This window comes from Microbacterium meiriae (genome assembly GCF_032364335.1).
GTDB lineage: Bacteria > Actinomycetota > Actinomycetes > Actinomycetales > Microbacteriaceae > Microbacterium > Microbacterium meiriae.
Window position 1 is genome coordinate 1,640,957 of record NZ_CP133984.1, and the last position, 15,342, is coordinate 1,656,298.

General features: G+C 70.7%; 15 protein-coding genes. 10 read left to right on the forward strand and 5 right to left on the reverse strand.

Features of this window, described 5'->3' with window-relative positions; translation table 11 throughout:
- Nucleotides 1–16 precede the first annotated feature (16 nt).
- A complete protein-coding gene (thiL, locus tag RI211_RS07810) occupies nt 17–1,012 on the forward strand; it encodes a thiamine-phosphate kinase (protein ID WP_315636939.1) in 996 nt (331 codons plus the stop codon).
- Here the strand turns inward: thiL and rsmD are convergent.
- On the reverse strand, nt 982–1,596 hold the full coding sequence (gene rsmD / locus RI211_RS07815) for a 16S rRNA (guanine(966)-N(2))-methyltransferase RsmD (protein WP_268776386.1): 615 nt from the start codon (nt 1,594–1,596) through the stop codon (nt 982–984). The genes thiL and rsmD overlap by 31 nt on opposite strands.
- A 60-nt stretch (nt 1,597–1,656) precedes the next feature.
- Here rsmD and RI211_RS07820 point away from each other — a divergent pair, with 60 nt between their 5' ends.
- From RI211_RS07820 to RI211_RS07855, 8 genes are all read left to right on the forward strand, one after another.
- Complete coding sequence (locus RI211_RS07820; protein ID WP_187663964.1) at nt 1,657–3,831, forward strand: ATP-dependent DNA helicase RecG; 2,175 nt, start codon at nt 1,657–1,659, stop codon at nt 3,829–3,831.
- A gap of 31 nt (nt 3,832–3,862) precedes the next feature.
- Entirely contained in the window at nt 3,863–4,360 is a 498-nt protein-coding gene (coaD, locus tag RI211_RS07825; protein ID WP_187663965.1) for a pantetheine-phosphate adenylyltransferase, read from the forward strand.
- A 129-nt stretch (nt 4,361–4,489) separates the two neighbouring features.
- Nucleotides 4,490–4,984 (forward strand): YceD family protein, encoded by a 495-nt coding sequence (locus RI211_RS07830; RefSeq protein ID WP_315636938.1) that lies wholly within the window; start codon nt 4,490–4,492, stop codon nt 4,982–4,984.
- A gap of 2 nt (nt 4,985–4,986) precedes the next feature.
- Nucleotides 4,987–5,196, forward strand: coding sequence for a 50S ribosomal protein L32 (gene rpmF, locus RI211_RS07835; RefSeq protein WP_013586329.1), 210 nt, complete (start codon nt 4,987–4,989; stop codon nt 5,194–5,196).
- Between the two features lie 10 nt (nt 5,197–5,206).
- A complete protein-coding gene (gene rnc, locus RI211_RS07840; protein ID WP_060923098.1) occupies nt 5,207–5,899 on the forward strand; it encodes a ribonuclease III in 693 nt (230 codons plus the stop codon).
- Complete coding sequence (gene mutM / locus RI211_RS07845; RefSeq protein ID WP_315636937.1) at nt 5,892–6,755, forward strand: bifunctional DNA-formamidopyrimidine glycosylase/DNA-(apurinic or apyrimidinic site) lyase; 864 nt, start codon at nt 5,892–5,894, stop codon at nt 6,753–6,755. The genes rnc and mutM overlap by 8 nt, the downstream gene beginning before the upstream one ends.
- 63 nt (nt 6,756–6,818) lie before the next feature.
- The gene (locus RI211_RS07850; protein ID WP_315636936.1) at nt 6,819–7,196 is read left to right on the forward strand and encodes a type II toxin-antitoxin system RelE/ParE family toxin; all 378 of its coding nucleotides are present in this window, start codon (nt 6,819–6,821) and stop codon (nt 7,194–7,196) included.
- A 2-nt stretch (nt 7,197–7,198) separates the two neighbouring features.
- Entirely contained in the window at nt 7,199–7,507 is a 309-nt protein-coding gene (locus RI211_RS07855) for a type II toxin-antitoxin system RelB family anti-toxin (protein WP_315636935.1), read from the forward strand.
- 125 nt (nt 7,508–7,632) lie between these two features.
- Here RI211_RS07855 and RI211_RS07860 read toward each other — a convergent pair whose 3' ends face one another.
- The 4 genes from RI211_RS07860 to RI211_RS07875 all read right to left on the reverse strand — a co-directional run bounded on the left by RI211_RS07860 (nt 7,633) and on the right by RI211_RS07875 (nt 11,216).
- Complete coding sequence (locus RI211_RS07860) at nt 7,633–8,952, reverse strand: FtsX-like permease family protein (protein ID WP_187663967.1); 1,320 nt, start codon at nt 8,950–8,952, stop codon at nt 7,633–7,635.
- The gene (locus tag RI211_RS07865) at nt 8,949–9,644 is read right to left on the reverse strand and encodes an ABC transporter ATP-binding protein (protein WP_315636934.1); all 696 of its coding nucleotides are present in this window, start codon (nt 9,642–9,644) and stop codon (nt 8,949–8,951) included. The genes RI211_RS07860 and RI211_RS07865 overlap by 4 nt, the downstream gene beginning before the upstream one ends.
- A 99-nt stretch (nt 9,645–9,743) precedes the next feature.
- Nucleotides 9,744–10,823, reverse strand: coding sequence for a GNAT family N-acetyltransferase (locus RI211_RS07870; RefSeq protein ID WP_187663969.1), 1,080 nt, complete (start codon nt 10,821–10,823; stop codon nt 9,744–9,746).
- 108 nt (nt 10,824–10,931) lie between these two features.
- On the reverse strand, nt 10,932–11,216 hold the full coding sequence (locus tag RI211_RS07875) for a hypothetical protein (RefSeq protein ID WP_187663970.1): 285 nt from the start codon (nt 11,214–11,216) through the stop codon (nt 10,932–10,934).
- 519 nt (nt 11,217–11,735) lie between these two features.
- On the opposite strand from RI211_RS07875, the gene smc reads away from it, so the two are divergent.
- Nucleotides 11,736–15,281, forward strand: coding sequence for a chromosome segregation protein SMC (smc, locus tag RI211_RS07880; RefSeq protein ID WP_315636933.1), 3,546 nt, complete (start codon nt 11,736–11,738; stop codon nt 15,279–15,281).
- Nucleotides 15,282–15,342: the final 61 nt, after the last annotated feature.

Here is a 15,342-nt window from a genome sequence, read left to right on the forward strand (position 1 = left end):
GGCTACCTTTGACGACATGCCCTCCCGACCCGACTCCGACGATCCGCGCCTGGGAGATCTCTCGGAGGGCCGCATCCTCCGCGCCATCCTCCAGCGCACCGCGCCCGGCGCGCACACGCTCCTCGGGCCGGGTGACGACGCCGCCGTCATCGCGGCTCCCTCCGCCTCCGTCGTCGCGACGACCGACACCCTCGTGCACGGGCCGGACTTCCGCCTCGCCTGGACGAGCGGCTACGACCTCGGGTGGAAGGCGGCGGCGGTCAACCTCGCCGACATCGCCGCCATGGGCGCGCGTCCCACCGCCCTTCTCGTGGCTCTCGCCGTGCCGCGTGAACTCCGGTTGTCCTTCGTGGAGCGCCTGGCTGACGGCTTCCGCGAGGCCTGCACGGCGCTGGCCCCCGGGTGCGCGGTCGTCGGCGGCGACCTCACGGTGTCCGAGGTGCTCACGGTCGCCGTGACGGCACTGGGCGACCTCGAAGGCCGCCCGCCGGTGACCAGGGCGGGGGCGCGACCGGGCGACGTCGTCGCCGTGGCGGGGGAGCTGGGCCATGCCGCGCACGGACTGGCGGTGCTGTTCGGACGCTTCCGGGACGGCGAGACGCCGGTGCCGGTCGATCCTGCGGCCCTCGCGGCAGGGGAGAGCGCCGCGGTCGCCGCGCAGCTGCGACCATCCCCGCCCATCGGCCTCGGCGTCGCCGCGGCGGCCGCCGGCGCGACCGCGATGATGGACGTCTCGGACGGCCTCGCCCTCGATGCGCGTCGCCTTGCGGAGGCCTCCGGCGTCACCCTCGCGCTGGACGGCGCGGCGCTCGGCGCGAACCCGGAGCGGGCGCTCGCGGGCGGTGAGGACCATGCACTGCTCGCGACGTTCCCGGACGGCGTGCTGCCGCCGGGGTTCCGCGCGATCGGTGTCGTGCGGTCGCGCGGCGACGAGGACCTGCTCTGCGACGACCGTCCTGTGGATGTCAGCGGCTGGGATCCCTACCGGGACTGGGACTCCGTCTCCGGCTGAACGGCTGCGGACGCCGGCTCGTCGCGGTCCGGCTCGGCCCACCAGAGGGTGGTGTCGCCGTAGGTCTTCTCCCGGAACACGCGGAGCCCGGCCGCCGTGAAGTCGGGGGTCGGGGAACGGCGGGCACGCTCGACGACCACGACGGCGTCGTCGCTGAGCAGTGGAGCGAGGGCGGCCAGGTCACCGTCCATCGCCTCGTCGTCGATGTCGTACGGCGGATCCGTGAACACGAGGTCGTACGACCCGGACGCTCGGCCGAGGAACGCCCGGACGGTCGCCTCCTGGACCTGCGCGGACGCGGCGCCGGACGCCTTCGTCACTGCCGCGACGTTGCGGCGTACGACGGCTGCCGCCTGCCGGTTGCGCTCCACGAGGTCGGCGCTTCGGGCGCCGCGGCTCAGGGCCTCGAGCCCGAGCGCGCCGGAGCCCGCGTAGAGGTCGAGCACCCTGGCACCCGCGATCGCGTCGAGCGACTCCAGGGCGCCGAACAGCGACTCGCGCACGCGATCGCTCGTCGGCCGTGTCCCGGCACCGGGGACGTCGAGCCGGGTGCCGCGTGCCGTTCCGGCGATGATCCTCGTCACCCGTTCACGATACGACAGGGCGCGGGCGGTCGTGTCCGTGCGGTTCCCTAGACTCGGAGCATGTCGCTCACGCTCGAATCCTCGCTGGAGGAGGCCCTCGGTGCGGCGTCGGCCAAGACGCTCGACCGCGCCTTCGGCATGAAGACCGTCGGCGACCTGCTCGCGCACTATCCGCGTCGGTACGCCGACCCCGGCGAGCTCACCCCCATCCGCGACCTCCCCATCGGGGAGACCGTCACCATCGTGGCGGAGGTCCTCTCGTCGAGCTTCCGTCGGATGCGCAACCGGCCGGGAGCCATGGTCGACGTCGTCATCGGCGACGGCGTCGGGCGCATGTCGCTGACCTTCTTCGCGAAGAACGTCGGCGCAGCGGAATGGCGCTCCAAGGATCTGGCGGTCGGACGCCGTGGCGTGTTCTCCGGCAAGGTCGGCGAGTTCAACGGGATGACCCAGTTCGCCCACCCGGAGTACGAACTGTTCGACGACGAGGATGCGGCGCGGCGGCGTGCCGATGCCAGGGCGGCCGTGCCGATCCCGATCTACCCGGCCACCTCCGCGATCCAGACGTGGCAGATCGCCCGGCTCGTCGGTCGTGTCCTGGACGACCTCCCGACAGTGCCGGACCCGCTGACGCCGGAGATCCGCACCCGCGAGGAGCTGCTGACGGCCCGGGAGGCGCTGGAGGCGATCCATCGCCCGCGCTCCCGCAACGACATCGATCCCGCGGTGCGCACATTGCGCATGCACGAGGCGCTGACCCTGCAGACGGCCCTGCTCCAGCAGCGCGACGCGGTGCGGGCTCTGGCCGCCACCTCGCGGCCGGCGACCCCAGGCGGCCTCCTGGAACGCTTCGACGCCGCCCTGCCCTATACGCTCACGCCCGACCAGGAGACGGTCGGTGCACAGATCGCAGACGACCTCGTCGGCTCCTGGCCGATGAACCGACTGGTGCAGGGCGAGGTCGGTTCGGGAAAGACGCTGGTGGCCCTGCGGGCGATGCTGCAGGTCGCCGAGAGCGGGGGACAGGCGGCCCTGATCGCGCCGACGGAGGTCCTCGCGGGGCAGCATCTGCGTTCGATCACGAAGATGCTCGGTCCGCAGCTCGCCCCCCTGCTGATGCCGACCCTGCTCACCGGGCAGATGCCGGCTGCCGACCGTCGCAAGGCCGCGCTGCGCGTCGCCTCCGGCCAGGCGCTGATCGTGGTCGGCACCCATGCGCTCCTCGGGGAGAAGACCACGTTCGCCGACCTCGGGCTGGTCGTGGTCGACGAGCAGCATCGGTTCGGGGTCGAGCAGCGGGAGGCGCTGCGTGCGAAGGGATCCAGCCCGCATGCGCTCGTCCTCACCGCGACACCCATCCCGCGGACGGTCGCGATGACGGTCTTCGGCGACCTCGACACCTCGGTCATCCGCACGATGCCGGCCGGCCGCGCCGGCATCGAGTCGTACGTCGCGCCGTTGGCCGAGCATCCCGGCTGGTTCAACCGGGTGTGGGAACGGGCAGCGGAGGAGATCGCGCAGGGCCGGCAGGTGTTCGCCGTCTGCGCGGCCATCGACACCGCGGCGAAGACGGCCGAGGCGGGGGAGCAGGCGCTCCTCGCCCCCGAGGGCGGCAAGGGCCCCCGCTGGGGCGTGGTCCAGCTCGACGAGGCCTTGGCCACCCATCCGACCCTCGGCGGGCTCCGGCGGGCGGTGCTCCACGGGAAGATGCCCTCCGAGGAGAAGGACGCCGTCATGCAGGCCTTCGCCCGCGGGGAGATCGACCTCCTCCTCGCGACGACCGTGATCGAGGTGGGCGTGGACGTCCCCAACGCCTCGACGATGATCGTGCTGGACGCGGACCGCTTCGGGGTCTCCCAGCTGCACCAGCTCCGCGGTCGGGTGGGCCGAGGAGGGGTTCCGGGACTCTGTCTTCTCGTCACCGAGGCTGAGGCGGGATCCGTGGCCCGCGAGCGGGTCGATGCGGTCGCCGCCACGCTCGACGGCTTCGCGCTTGCCGAGGTCGACCTCGAGCTGCGCGGCGAAGGCGACGTGCTGGGCGCGGCACAGGCCGGCGTGCGGTCGTCCCTCAAGCTGCTGCGCGTCGTCAAGGACGCCGCCCTCATCACCCGGGCTCGCGAGCTCGCGGAGGACATCCTCGCCATCGACCCCGAGCTGGCGGCGCATCCCGGGCTCCGGGAGGCGATCGGCCGGCGCGTCACCGACGAGGATCGCGCGGCGCTCGCGAAGAACTGATCGCCGTTCCGGGTGCCCTAGGCTGGATGCCATGAGCAGCCGGATCGCCGTCGTCCCGGGTTCCTTCGATCCGCCGACCCTGGGTCACCTCGACGTGATCCGGCGTGCGGCCGCCCTCTACGACGAGCTGCACGTGCTCGTCGTGCACAACCCGGGCAAAGAGGCGATGCTGCCGATCGCGCAGCGGCTGGCACTCCTGGAGCGCTCGATCGCCGAGGACGGCATGGCGGGCGACATCGTCATCGGGTCCTGGAGCATGGGTCTGCTCGTCGACTACGCGCGCGATGTGAACGCCGGCGTGCTCGTGAAGGGGATCCGCTCGCAGGTCGACGTGGCGTACGAGTCGCCGATGGCGATCGTCAACCGGCACCTCGCCGACATCGAGACCGTCTTCCTGCTCCCCGACCCCGCGCATGCGATGGTCTCGAGCTCCCTGGTGCGCCAGGTCGCGAGCCTCGGTGGAGACGTGTCGCCGTTCGTGCCGCCGGCGGTCGCCTCGTTCCTCGACACCGGCGCGCGCGGGATCTGATCCGCGTCCCGCTCCCGGCTGTCTCCCGGCCCTCCTCTCCGGTGACCCGGGTAGCATGGCGGGGTGCGTTCCCGACTCAACAGCCCTTTCGTCCTCCCCGTCCGTGACATCGTCCGGCGCCCGGGGGAGATGCGCGAGCACTCCTTCTCGGTGCCCCTGACGGAGCAGTGGGGGGAGGGCATCGTCTCCTTCGAAGCGGGCTCGGAGCTCGATCTCGACGTGCGCCTGGAGTCCGTCCACGAGGGCATCCTCGTCACCGGAGAGGCGGAGAGCGAGTACGTCGGCGTGTGCGGTCGATGCCTCACCGACATCGCCCGGCCCGTCGAAGTCGAGTTCCAGGAGCTTTTCGCGTATCCTGGTCAGGAAGAAACTGACTTCGAGGTTCAAGACGACCACGTGGATCTTGAAACTCTCGTCAGGGATGCGGCCGTTTTGGCCCTTCCTTTTCAGCCGGTGTGTCAGCCGGATTGCCTCGGGCTCGACCCGGTCACAGGCGAGAGGCTGACCGAGAGCACCGGAACGGAGCAGGCCGCTCCCATCGATCCTCGGTGGAGCGCGCTCCAGCAGATCACAGACCAGGACGGCACCGCAGAACGCGGTGCCGCCGAGAAAGAAGAGAGCTAGTCATGGCTGGTAACCCCCCGAAGCGCAAGGTCTCCCGTTCGAACACCCGCTCGCGCCGCGCGCAGTGGAAGGCGGAGGCCCCCGCGCTCGTCAAGACCATCGAGAACGGCAAGGTCGTCTACAGCCGTCCGCACCAGGCGAAGGTCGTCACCGACTCGCAGGGCACCGAGCTCTTCCTCGAGTACAAGGGCCGCAAGGTCGCCGACGTCTGAGTCGCGAACCGTGACGGAGGTCCCCGGGGGGACGAGGCCTCTCCCAGACAAGCTCCGCGTCGATATCGACGCGGAGCTTCTGGAGTTGGCCCTCACCCACCGCTCCTACGCGTACGAGCACGGCGGCATCCCGCACAACGAGCGTCTCGAGTTCCTCGGCGACTCGGTGCTGGGGCAGGCCGTCACGGTCATGCTGTTCACACGGCACCCCGAGCTCGACGAGGGGGAGCTGGCGAAGCGTCGGGCGAGCGTCGTGTCGACGGTCGCCCTGGCGGAGGTCGCTCGCGGCATCGATCTGGGCAGTCACCTGCTGCTCGGACGCGGTGAGGAGCAGACCGGTGGTCGCGACAAGGACTCGATCCTCGCGGACACCATGGAGGCCGTCATCGGCGCCACCTACCTGTCCGCCGGGCCCGAGGCCGCGACGGCGCTCGTCCTGCGTCTGACCGAGCCGTTGCTCGCCGACCCCGAGCGGTACGGCGCGGCGATGGACCCGAAGACCAGCCTGCAGGAGCTCGCGGCACGCCTCGGCGCCACGCCGCCGCAGTACTCGGTCGAGGCCAGCGGCCCCGACCACGACCGGCGCTTCACCGCGACCGTGGCCGTCGGCGACGTTCGCATGACGGGTGCCGGCAGCAGCAAGAAGACGGCGGAGATGGCGGCGGCACTCAGCGCCTGGCGCACCCTCAGCGAACGTGCCTGAGCTCCCCGAGGTCGAGGTCGTCCGCTCGGGCCTCGCACCGGCTGCCGTGGACGCGGTCATCACCGGCGTCAGCGTGTTCGACGAACGCGCTCTCACTCGGCATACCGCCGGAGCCGTGGACTTCGTCCAGCGTCTGGAGGGTCGCCGATTCACCGCGGCCGCGCGGCGGGGCAAGTTCCTCTGGTTGCCGCTCGATTCCGACGACTCCGCTCTGATCGCGCATCTGGGCATGAGCGGCCAGATGCTGCTCCGCGCGCCGGACGCTCCATCCGAGCGGCACGAGCGGATCCGTCTGAGCATCGAGCACCCGCGACACGGCGAGCTCGCGATCGTGTTCGCCGATCAGCGCACCTTCGGATCGCTGGCCGTCGATGCCCTCGTCCCCGACGGCCCCTCCCGCATCCCGACACAGGTCGCGCACATCGCACGCGACCCGCTCGACCCGTTCTTCGACGACGCGGTCTTCCGGGCCGCTCTCGCCCGGCGGCACAGCGCGATCAAGCGAGTGCTGCTCGACCAGGGTGTCGTGAGCGGCATCGGCAACATCTACGCCGACGAGTCGCTGTGGGCGGCCCGCATCCATCCGGCAACACCGGCCGATGCTCTGCCGACCCGGGCCGTGAATCGCCTGCTCGCGGAGGTGCGATCGGTCCTGCAGAAGGCTCTCGCCGAGGGCGGCACGAGCTTCGACGCCCAGTACGTCAACGTCAACGGGCAGGCCGGCTACTTCGCACACTCCCTGAACGCCTACGGTCGTGGCGGGAAGCCCTGCCCGCGCTGCGGCACGCCGATCACCCGTGCCGCCTTCATGAACCGCTCCTCGCACTTCTGCCCGCGCTGCCAGCGGAGGCGCTGACCCGGGCCGATGCGCGGTGACTTCCCGTTGCCGATAGACCATGCAGGGTCTAGACTGTGGAGCATGTGGACCGTCGATCTTGGGTTGATCGAGGATTGGGTGATGAACCTGGATGACGACACCTACGATCAGGTCATCGCTGCCATCGAGCTCCTCCAAGAACACGGTCCCCAGCTGGGACGCCCCCTCGTCGACACGGTGAAGGGGTCTTCGTACAAGAACATGAAGGAGCTTCGCCCAGGCTCGTCCGGCAATTCGGAACTTCGGGTGCTGTTCGCCTTCGATCCCCAGCGGCAGGCGATCATGTTGGTCGCCGGTGACAACGCCGGCAACTGGAAGAAGTGGTACCGGGAGAACATCCCGATCGCAGACGCTCGATTCGCCGAGCATCTGGCCCGGATGAAGACGAAGACAGAGAACGACAAGGTTAAGAGGAAGTGATCATGATGGCTCTCACCCCGGAGCGGCTGCTCGAGAGGCGTCCTGCGAACCGTACACGTGTCGACGCGCATAAGGAGCGGATGCTGGGCGAGGTGCGCGCGTACCGACTGCGTGAACTACGTGAGCGCCTCGGACTCAGCCAAGCTCAGCTCGCCGAGCGCATCGGCGTTGGTCAGCGTCAGGTCTCGAAGATCGAAAACGGCGATCTCGACAGTGCGCGCATCGGCACGGTCCGGAAGTACATGGAAGCTGTCGGAGGAGACCTCGTCGTCGAGTACGTCGCCGGCGATAGCCGGCTGCAGGTCGCTTGATCGGTCGAATGCATGCTCGGCAAAGGTGACACTCGTCACCCGCAGCCCCGCATCGTCGTTGACCGACCGAGTTCGTCGGGGTGTTGACGCCTCCTGGAGAGGCTCGCACCCGGCCCGCCACCGCCTCACGCCGGAGCGAAAGCACGATCCAGCAGCGGACGGGTCGCCCAGGTGCTCGCCCACACGACTCCGATGCCGACGGCGACGACGGTCGCGATCGTCATCAGCGAGAGGGGCGCGACGATCAGCGCGATCCCCACCAGCGGGAACACGAGCACCGCAGCGCACAGCGCGGATCCCACCGCCGTGACGAGCAGCGGCGACATGATCGCGCGACGGCGCGCGCGGTCCACGGTCTCGACGGGCATACCCAGGTGGTGCAGGCTCCGGTGCAGGTCGCTCTTGTCGAGCACATCCGAGGCCTGATTCACACCGACGGAAGCGGCCACCATGAGGAACGAGCCGACGAGGGTGATGATGAGCCCGGTCCGGATGTCCTCCGCGAGCGCGATGCTGGAGGGATCGTCACCGGCCCCGATCGTGTCGAGGAGGGCGACGCCGGTGCCGGCGAAGACGGCCATGAAGCTCGCCATCGCGATCCCGCCGACCTGACGCCAGGCTGCCTTCGGAGCGTCGAGCACGAGGCGTGCGGCCAGCAGCCGCTCGGGACGCTCCGCCCGCCGAAGCTGACGTCCCGCCGACACCTTCAGCACCCACGGGCCGAGCACGTTCAAGACCGTGAGGGCGAGCGCGAACGTCGCCGCGAGCACCGCGATCGTCGCCACGATACCGCCGATCATCGGGAAGACCTTGACGAGCACGAACGCGAAGGCGATGCCCACCACCGCGATGACGGCCCGGACCCAGTGCACGTTCGTCGGCGCCGTGCGCGTTCGCACTCCGAGTGGCGAGATGACGACGCGGCGCAGCCCCACGACGGCACTTCCGGCGGCGAGCACGAGCACGCCGGCCACGACAGCGGCGATCATCACCGGAGGGAGCACGACCGCAGGCAGGCCGAGCGGCTCGCCACGGAACGGGATCAGACCGATGAGCGGGCTCAGGGCCAGATGGCCGCCGACACCGATGATCGCGCCGGTGGCGGCGACGAGGACGGACTCGACGACGGTCGCCGTCGTCACCCCGCCCGGTGTCACCCCGAGCAGACGCAGAGTGGAGAGACGTTCGTCGCGGCGTCGGGCGGACAAGCGGGCGGCGGCGCCGCCGAGCGAGGCCAGCGGCACGACCAGGAGGACCAGGGCGATGGCGGCGAGCGCCTGGTACAGGACGGCCTCGTCGTCGGTCCAGGTCCAGAAGGCCTGGGCCCCGCCGACGACGGTGAGGACGAGGGTCGTGACCACCGCGAAGGCGACGATCGGGAGCGCGAGGACGCTCCGCTGTCCGGGAGCGGGACGCAGGAGCAGGCCGAGGACGGAGAGGTTCACGCGTTCACCGCCGAACCGAGGATGCGGCCGTCCCGGACAGCGACCGTGCGGGTGCAGCGGGCGGCGACGTCGACGTCGTGCGTGACGACGATGAGGGTGCGGCCCTGTCCGGTCGTGGACCACAGGAGCGCGTCCATGACCTCGGCGGAGGTGTGCGAGTCCAGGGCGCCGGTCGGCTCGTCGGCGAAGACGAGGTCCGCACCCGTGGCCTGGGCTCTGGCGATGGCCACGCGCTGAGCCTGTCCTCCCGACAGCTCGCCGATGCGCCGTTCCTCCATGCCGCCGAGACCCAGTGCCGCGAGCCACGACGCCGCGTGGGGGAGTGCGTCCTTCTTCGCGACACCGTTGATCATCGAGGCGAGGGCGACGTTCTCCACTGCCGTCAGCTCGGGGATCAGCAGTCCCTGCTGGAAGACGAACCCGAATCGCTCGCGACGCAGCCGGGAGCGCGCCGCCTCGCCGAGCGCGGTCACCTCGATGGGCGTTCCGGTGGACGGGTGGAAGACCACGCGCCCGCTGTCCGGGGCGGTGATGCCCGCCAGCACGTGCAGGAGCGTGGTCTTGCCCGACCCCGACGCTCCCATGATGGCGACGGACTCGCCGCGGTGCACGGTGAGGTCGACTCCGGCGAGGGCGTGTGTGACGCCGTAGGTCTTCACGAGGGCGTGGGCTTCGATCACGGGAGTGTTCATGTTCCCAGCCTCGCCGGAGACCTGTGCCGGTGTCGTCGGTCAGGCGGATGAAGCTGAGCGGTAGCCGTCATCCGAGAGGATGACGGCTACCGCTCGTCCTCAGATCTTCTTCTGCCACGCGCCCGCGTACGACACGGGGACGAAGCCGATCGCCTCGTTGATGTCGAGCATCGGCCGGTTCTCCTCCGCGTTGAACGTGGAGACCACGTCCGAATCCGGGACGAGCTCCCGCCACCGCAGGAGGTTGGCGCACTTCACGATCGTTCCGAGGCGATGGCCGCGGTGGTCCTTGGCGACCAGCGTCCCGAACTGGTGGGTGGTCCCGGTCTTCTCCGCACCGATCAGCAGCTCGTTGTACGCGACGAGGGTGCCGGACGGGACATGCTCCACGGCGACCACGGACACCGTCTGGCCGGCGCCCGTGAGACGAGCATCGCGGCGGACGACCCGATCGGCGTCGTAGACCTCGGCGACGAAGTCCATGTCGCCACTGGGGGCGTCGGTCGACAGTCGGGCGAGCACCGCGGCGTATCCGTCGCGGAACTCCGGCGGGGTGGGCAGCTCCCACTCGACCACGCGGTAGTCCGGACCCGCCGCCGTGAGCGCCGCGCCCAACGCGCGGCGCAGGGGCTCCGGGTCGGCACGCAGGTCGAGCTCGCTGTTGCGCTCCACCTGCTCCAGCGTGAAGCCGCGGGCTTCGACCACGTCGCTCAGCGCTGTCGCCGGGATGCGCCCCCATCCCGTGCGCGGTTGGAGCATGCGGTCGGCCTCCTCGGGGCGGTGGAGGGTCCAGATCTGCAGGACGCTCCGGCCGCGCTCCCTGGCCTCGGTCTCGGCGCGGTCGAGCAGCGCGTCCTCGACACCACGCCCGGTGTGGGCGGCCGGGACGAGGAGGTCGAGCTCGGCGGCGTGCGCGTCCTCCTCCTGTGCGAAGGACACCGTCACCATGCCGATGATGTCGTCCCCCTCGCGCGCCACGAATCCGAGGTCCAGCGCATCGGAGTCGTCCTGCCAGTTCGGCAGCATCTGCGCGGCGTCCGGGGCGAGGTCGGGGAGGCCGACCTGCTCGTCGCAGATCTGTCGATTGAGGGCGCCGTAGGCGCGGAAGTCCGCGGCGTTCGCATCGGCGAGGGTGGCCGGGACGATCAGCGGCGTGATCGTCAGTGCGGCGGTCGTCATGTCGGGTCCTTCGTGTCGGAGGGAGGAGGAGGTGCCGGGTGACCCGGCGTCCGTCCGCAGCTGTACGGACGGACGCCGGGTCGGCGTCGATGCGGTCGTCATCGTCTGTCAGCGCATTCCGCGCTGCATGTCGTGCATGAGGAGGGCGTGCGCCTCCGCAGCCGAGCGGTGACGCTGCTCTCCGACGAGGAACAGGTCGCCGGGATCGACGGTCCACGACCGGCGCGGACGCCGGGGCCGCTGCGCCCGCTGGAACAGCCAGAGGCCGATCCGGAGCGAGAGGCGGTCCGCGATGCCGAGCTGACGCAGCTCGTCGTCGCGGGGGATCTGGAGGACCTCGCGGTCCTCGGTATCGGGCGGATGGGTGGTGCTGCGTGACAGCGTGATGTTCACGATGGTTCCTTCGAAAGGGATGGATGGGGTGCGGAAGCACCACGTCAGGACCGAGTCGTCGGCCGCGACGGGTGCGGACGAGAGCAGCGCCTGTGGAGCCGCGGAATGCGGAGGCCGGAGGCGGGGATCCATGATCCGAGGGGATCAGAGGGTGGGACGCGACAGAACAGGCGGGAGAAGACCCGGATCGGGTCTGCGTTCCCAGGCTGCGGTTCTAGCCGAGCGAGCCGTGACGGACGCCGGCGGTCACCGATGCCGCGTGGCGCGGCGCAGAGTGCGCGGGCGCGGCGAGGCCAAAGACCTCTGCGGTGTGCTGAGTGATCATCATCGGTAACCTCCTTTCGTGTGGCGATCCGGAGGCCACCGTAGCGAAACTCACAGGAGATCGTCAAGCATTTCGTGCTAGCACCGGCGTGTCGCGATCGAGCCGGGGTCCGTGACGACCGCGCGGGATACCGGCCGTTCCGCGGGATTCCGGTAGCGTAGCGGCGTGAATCTCCCCGGACGAGCGGTCGCCCCATGCACCTGAAGAGCCTGACGCTCAAGGGGTTCAAGTCGTTCGCGCAGCCGACGACCTTCGTGTTCGAGCCCGGCGTCACGTGCATCGTCGGACCGAACGGCTCCGGCAAGTCCAACGTCGTCGACGCCCTCGCCTGGGTGATGGGGGAGCAGGGAGCGAAGACGCTCCGCGGCGGGAAGATGGAGGACGTCATCTTCGCCGGCACGTCGACCCGCGGCCCCCTCGGGCGTGCCGAGGTGCAGCTCACCATCGACAACGCGGATGGCGCGCTGCCCATCGAATACGCCGAGGTGACGATCAGCCGCACGCTGTTCCGCAACGGCTCCAGCGAATACGCGATCAATGGGGAGGGCTGCCGTCTCCTCGATGTGCAAGAGCTGCTCAGCGACTCCGGCCTCGGCCGCGAGATGCACGTCATCGTGGGTCAAGGACGGCTCGACACGGTGCTCCAGGCCTCGCCGGAGGATCGACGCGGCTTCATCGAGGAGGCGGCGGGCATCCTCAAGCACCGTCGGCGCAAGGAGAAGACGCTGCGCAAGCTCGACGCGATGGAGGCCAACCTCACGCGGCTGAGCGATCTCGCGGGGGAGATCCGCCGCCAGCTCAAGCCGCTCGGCCGCCAGGCCGAGATCGCGCGCGAGGCGCAGACCATCGCCGCCGTCGTCCGCGATGCCAAGGCCCGACTGTTCGCCGACGACGTCGTTGCGCTGCGCACAGCCCTCGCCGACCACACCCGGACCGAGCAGGAGCGGCACACCGAGCGCCTGGTGCTGTCCGACCAGGCCGAGACCGTGCGCGCCGGGATCGCTCGGCTGGAGAAGAACCAGAACTCGATCGCCGTCGACGAGGCGCGCAGCGTCGCCTTCGGGCTCGAGCAGGTGCAGGAGCGGGTGCGCGGGCTCTACACTCTCGCCAACCAGCGCCTCGCGCTCCTCGGGTCCGAGGAGGACGACGCGGCCGTGACCGCGGTGACCGTCACACAGGCGACGATCGACGAGGCGAAGGAGGACATCGAGACGATCTCGTCCGGCCTCGGCGATGCGCAGGACGCCGCGGCTGCGGCGAGTCGCGAGGTCGTGAACGCCCGCGCCGAGCTCGACACGCTCGACGTGGACATCGCGGAGCAGAGCGCGCTCGTCTCCGAGTACGACATGCGACTGTCCTCGCTCCGCGGGAACGCCGATGCGGCGGCATCGGCCCTGGCCGCCGTCCGCGGCGCCGTGCTCCGCCAGGAGAACGCCCTCGAAGCCGCGCACGCCCGGCGACGAGAGGCCGAAGAAGCCCTGGAGGCGATCGACGACGCCGAGGCCCCCGAGGGCACGGCCGTCGAGTACGCCGCGGCCTACGAGAGCGCTCAGCGTGCGGCGACGGCGGCGGAGGCGGAACGGGAGAGCCTGCGCGAACGGCTGCATGCCGCCGAGCGCGAGGTCGACGCCCTCACCGCGAAGGCCGCCGCCCTGAGCAGTGCCCTGTCGCTGTCGGGAGGCGCCGCCGAGATCGTCGCCGAGGGGGGTCCAGGGGTCCGCGGTCTCGTCGGTGATGCCGTGCAGGTGCGGGCGGGATACGAAGCCGCGATCGCGGCCGTCCTCGGTCCGCTGGCCGAGGGTGTGCTGGTCGGTTCCGCGGAGGATGCGTTCATCCTCGCGGCGGAGGCCGCAGAGCGCCGCCGGGGCGTGGTCGACTTCGTGGTCGCCGATGCCCCGAGGGAGCAGCCGACACCCCCGGCCGTCGACGGCGTGATTGCCGCGACGGAGACGGTGACCGCGCCGGACGGGATCCTCGGCATCCTGGCGCACGTTCTCATCGCCGACGACCTCGATGCCGCGCGTGCCGCGCGGCGCATTCTCGACGCGAGAGGCGACACCTCGACCACGATCGTGACCACCGGCGGCGACGTCATCACCGCTCAGACCCTGCGCACGGGTTCCGGAGGGGAGCGTTCGCGCCTCGAACTCGCGGCGGAGCGGGACGCCGCGACCGAGCGGCTCACCGAGATCCAGATCGTCGTCGACTCCCTCCGTGAGGCGCGTATCGACGCCGACGAGGCCGTGGAGGAGACGCGGCGTCAGGCGAAGGACGCGCTGCGCGCGTTGCGCGAGCACGACGCCGCCCTCGCGACGCACGCGGAGCAGCTCAACAAGGTGACCGTGCGTCACGAGGCCGCTGTCGCCGAATGCGATCGCCTGGAGACCGGACTCGCCCAGGCGCAGGCCGCCGTGGCCGACGCGGAGGCGAAGGCGGAGGCCGCGAAGGCGGAGCTCGACGCCGCGGTCGCCGCGCCGCGTCCGGTGCTCGACGCCTCGGCGCGCGACGGTCTGTTGGAGGCACTGGAGAGCGCCCGCGAGGGCGAGGTCCGTGCTCGTCTGGAGGTCGAGACCCTGCGGGAGCGGGTCCGGGCGGCGCAGTCCCGGGTGACCGCGTTGGAGCGGCAGCGCGAGCAGGAGCGGGACGCCGCGGCAGAGGCCGCCCGACGCGCCGTCATCCGCCGGGCGCAGCGCGAGGCGGCATCCGGAGTCGTGGACGAGCTGCCGCGCATCCTCGACTCCCTCGACCGCTCCGTGACCGAAGCCCGCGTCGCTCTCGCGGAGGCGGAAGCCGCCCGGTCGGCGCAGAACGAGGAGCTCGTCGCGCTGCGCGCCCAGGAGTCGTCGCTGCGGGAGCGTCTGGCCGGGCTCACGGAGAGCGTTCACGGCCTGGAACTGCAGATCCACGAGAAGAAGCTCCACCTGAACAGCCTGTTGGAGCGCGTGTCCTCGGAACTCGCGCTCGACGAGGACGTGCTCGTCGCCGAGTATGGGCCGGACCAGCTCGTGCCGCGGGATCCCGGGGCGGAGCCGGCCGATGGCGAGCTGCTCGACGACACCGCGATCCCGTTCGACCGCCGCATCCAGCAGCGGCGTCTCGCGGACGCGGAGCGGAAGCTCGCGCAGCTCGGGCGGGTCAACCCGCTGGCACTGGAGGAGTTCGCCGCCCTGGAGCAGCGTCACGCGTTCCTCACCACGCAGCTCACGGACCTGACGCAGACCCGGCAGGATCTGCTGACCATCATCGCCGACCTCGACGAGCGCATGCAGACGATCTTCGCCAGCGCGTTCGAGGACACCAAGGAGGCGTTCGGCCAGGTCTTCCCGCTGCTGTTCCCCGGCGGCACCGGCAGCATCTCGCTGACCGATCCGGACAACATGCTGACGACGGGGATCGAGGTCTCGGTCCGCCCCGTCGGGAAGAAGATCGAGCGGCTGTCGCTGCTGTCCGGCGGGGAGCGGTCGCTGGCCGCGGTGGCGCTCCTGGTGGCGATCTTCAAGGCGCGTCCCAGCCCGTTCTACATCCTCGACGAGGTCGAGGCCGCCCTCGATGACGCGAACCTCGGTCGGCTCCTCACCGTCTTCGAGCAGCTGCGGGAGAGCTCCCAGCTCCTCGTCATCACGCACCAGAAGCGGACGATGGAGATCGCCGACGCGCTCTACGGCGTGTCGATGCGTCAGGATGGCGTCTCGGCCGTGGTGGGTCAGCGCGTCGGCGACCGCGCCGCCGCCGCCGTCTGAGTCCTGCCGCCCTCCCTCGGCGGGCACAGCTTCGGAGATCGTGGCCCTCATCCGGCGTGTC

Bases quoted from the DNA above. Each gene is read 5' to 3' on its own strand.
- thiL (WP_315636939.1), top strand. From the start codon at position 17: ATGCCCTCCCGACCCGACTCCGACGATCCGCGCCTGGGAGATCTCTCG.
- RI211_RS07830 (WP_315636938.1), top strand. From the start codon at position 4,490: ATGCGCGAGCACTCCTTCTCGGTGCCCCTGACGGAGCAGTGGGGGGAG.
- RI211_RS07865 (WP_315636934.1), bottom strand. From the start codon at position 9,644: ATGAACACTCCCGTGATCGAAGCCCACGCCCTCGTGAAGACCTACGGC.
- RI211_RS07850 (WP_315636936.1), top strand. From the start codon at position 6,819: ATGTGGACCGTCGATCTTGGGTTGATCGAGGATTGGGTGATGAACCTG.
- RI211_RS07870 (WP_187663969.1), bottom strand. From the start codon at position 10,823: ATGACGACCGCCGCACTGACGATCACGCCGCTGATCGTCCCGGCCACC.
- rpmF (WP_013586329.1), top strand. From the start codon at position 4,987: ATGGCTGGTAACCCCCCGAAGCGCAAGGTCTCCCGTTCGAACACCCGC.
- smc (WP_315636933.1), top strand. From the start codon at position 11,736: ATGCACCTGAAGAGCCTGACGCTCAAGGGGTTCAAGTCGTTCGCGCAG.
- coaD (WP_187663965.1), top strand. From the start codon at position 3,863: ATGAGCAGCCGGATCGCCGTCGTCCCGGGTTCCTTCGATCCGCCGACC.
- RI211_RS07820 (WP_187663964.1), top strand. From the start codon at position 1,657: ATGTCGCTCACGCTCGAATCCTCGCTGGAGGAGGCCCTCGGTGCGGCG.
- RI211_RS07855 (WP_315636935.1), top strand. From the start codon at position 7,199: ATGATGGCTCTCACCCCGGAGCGGCTGCTCGAGAGGCGTCCTGCGAAC.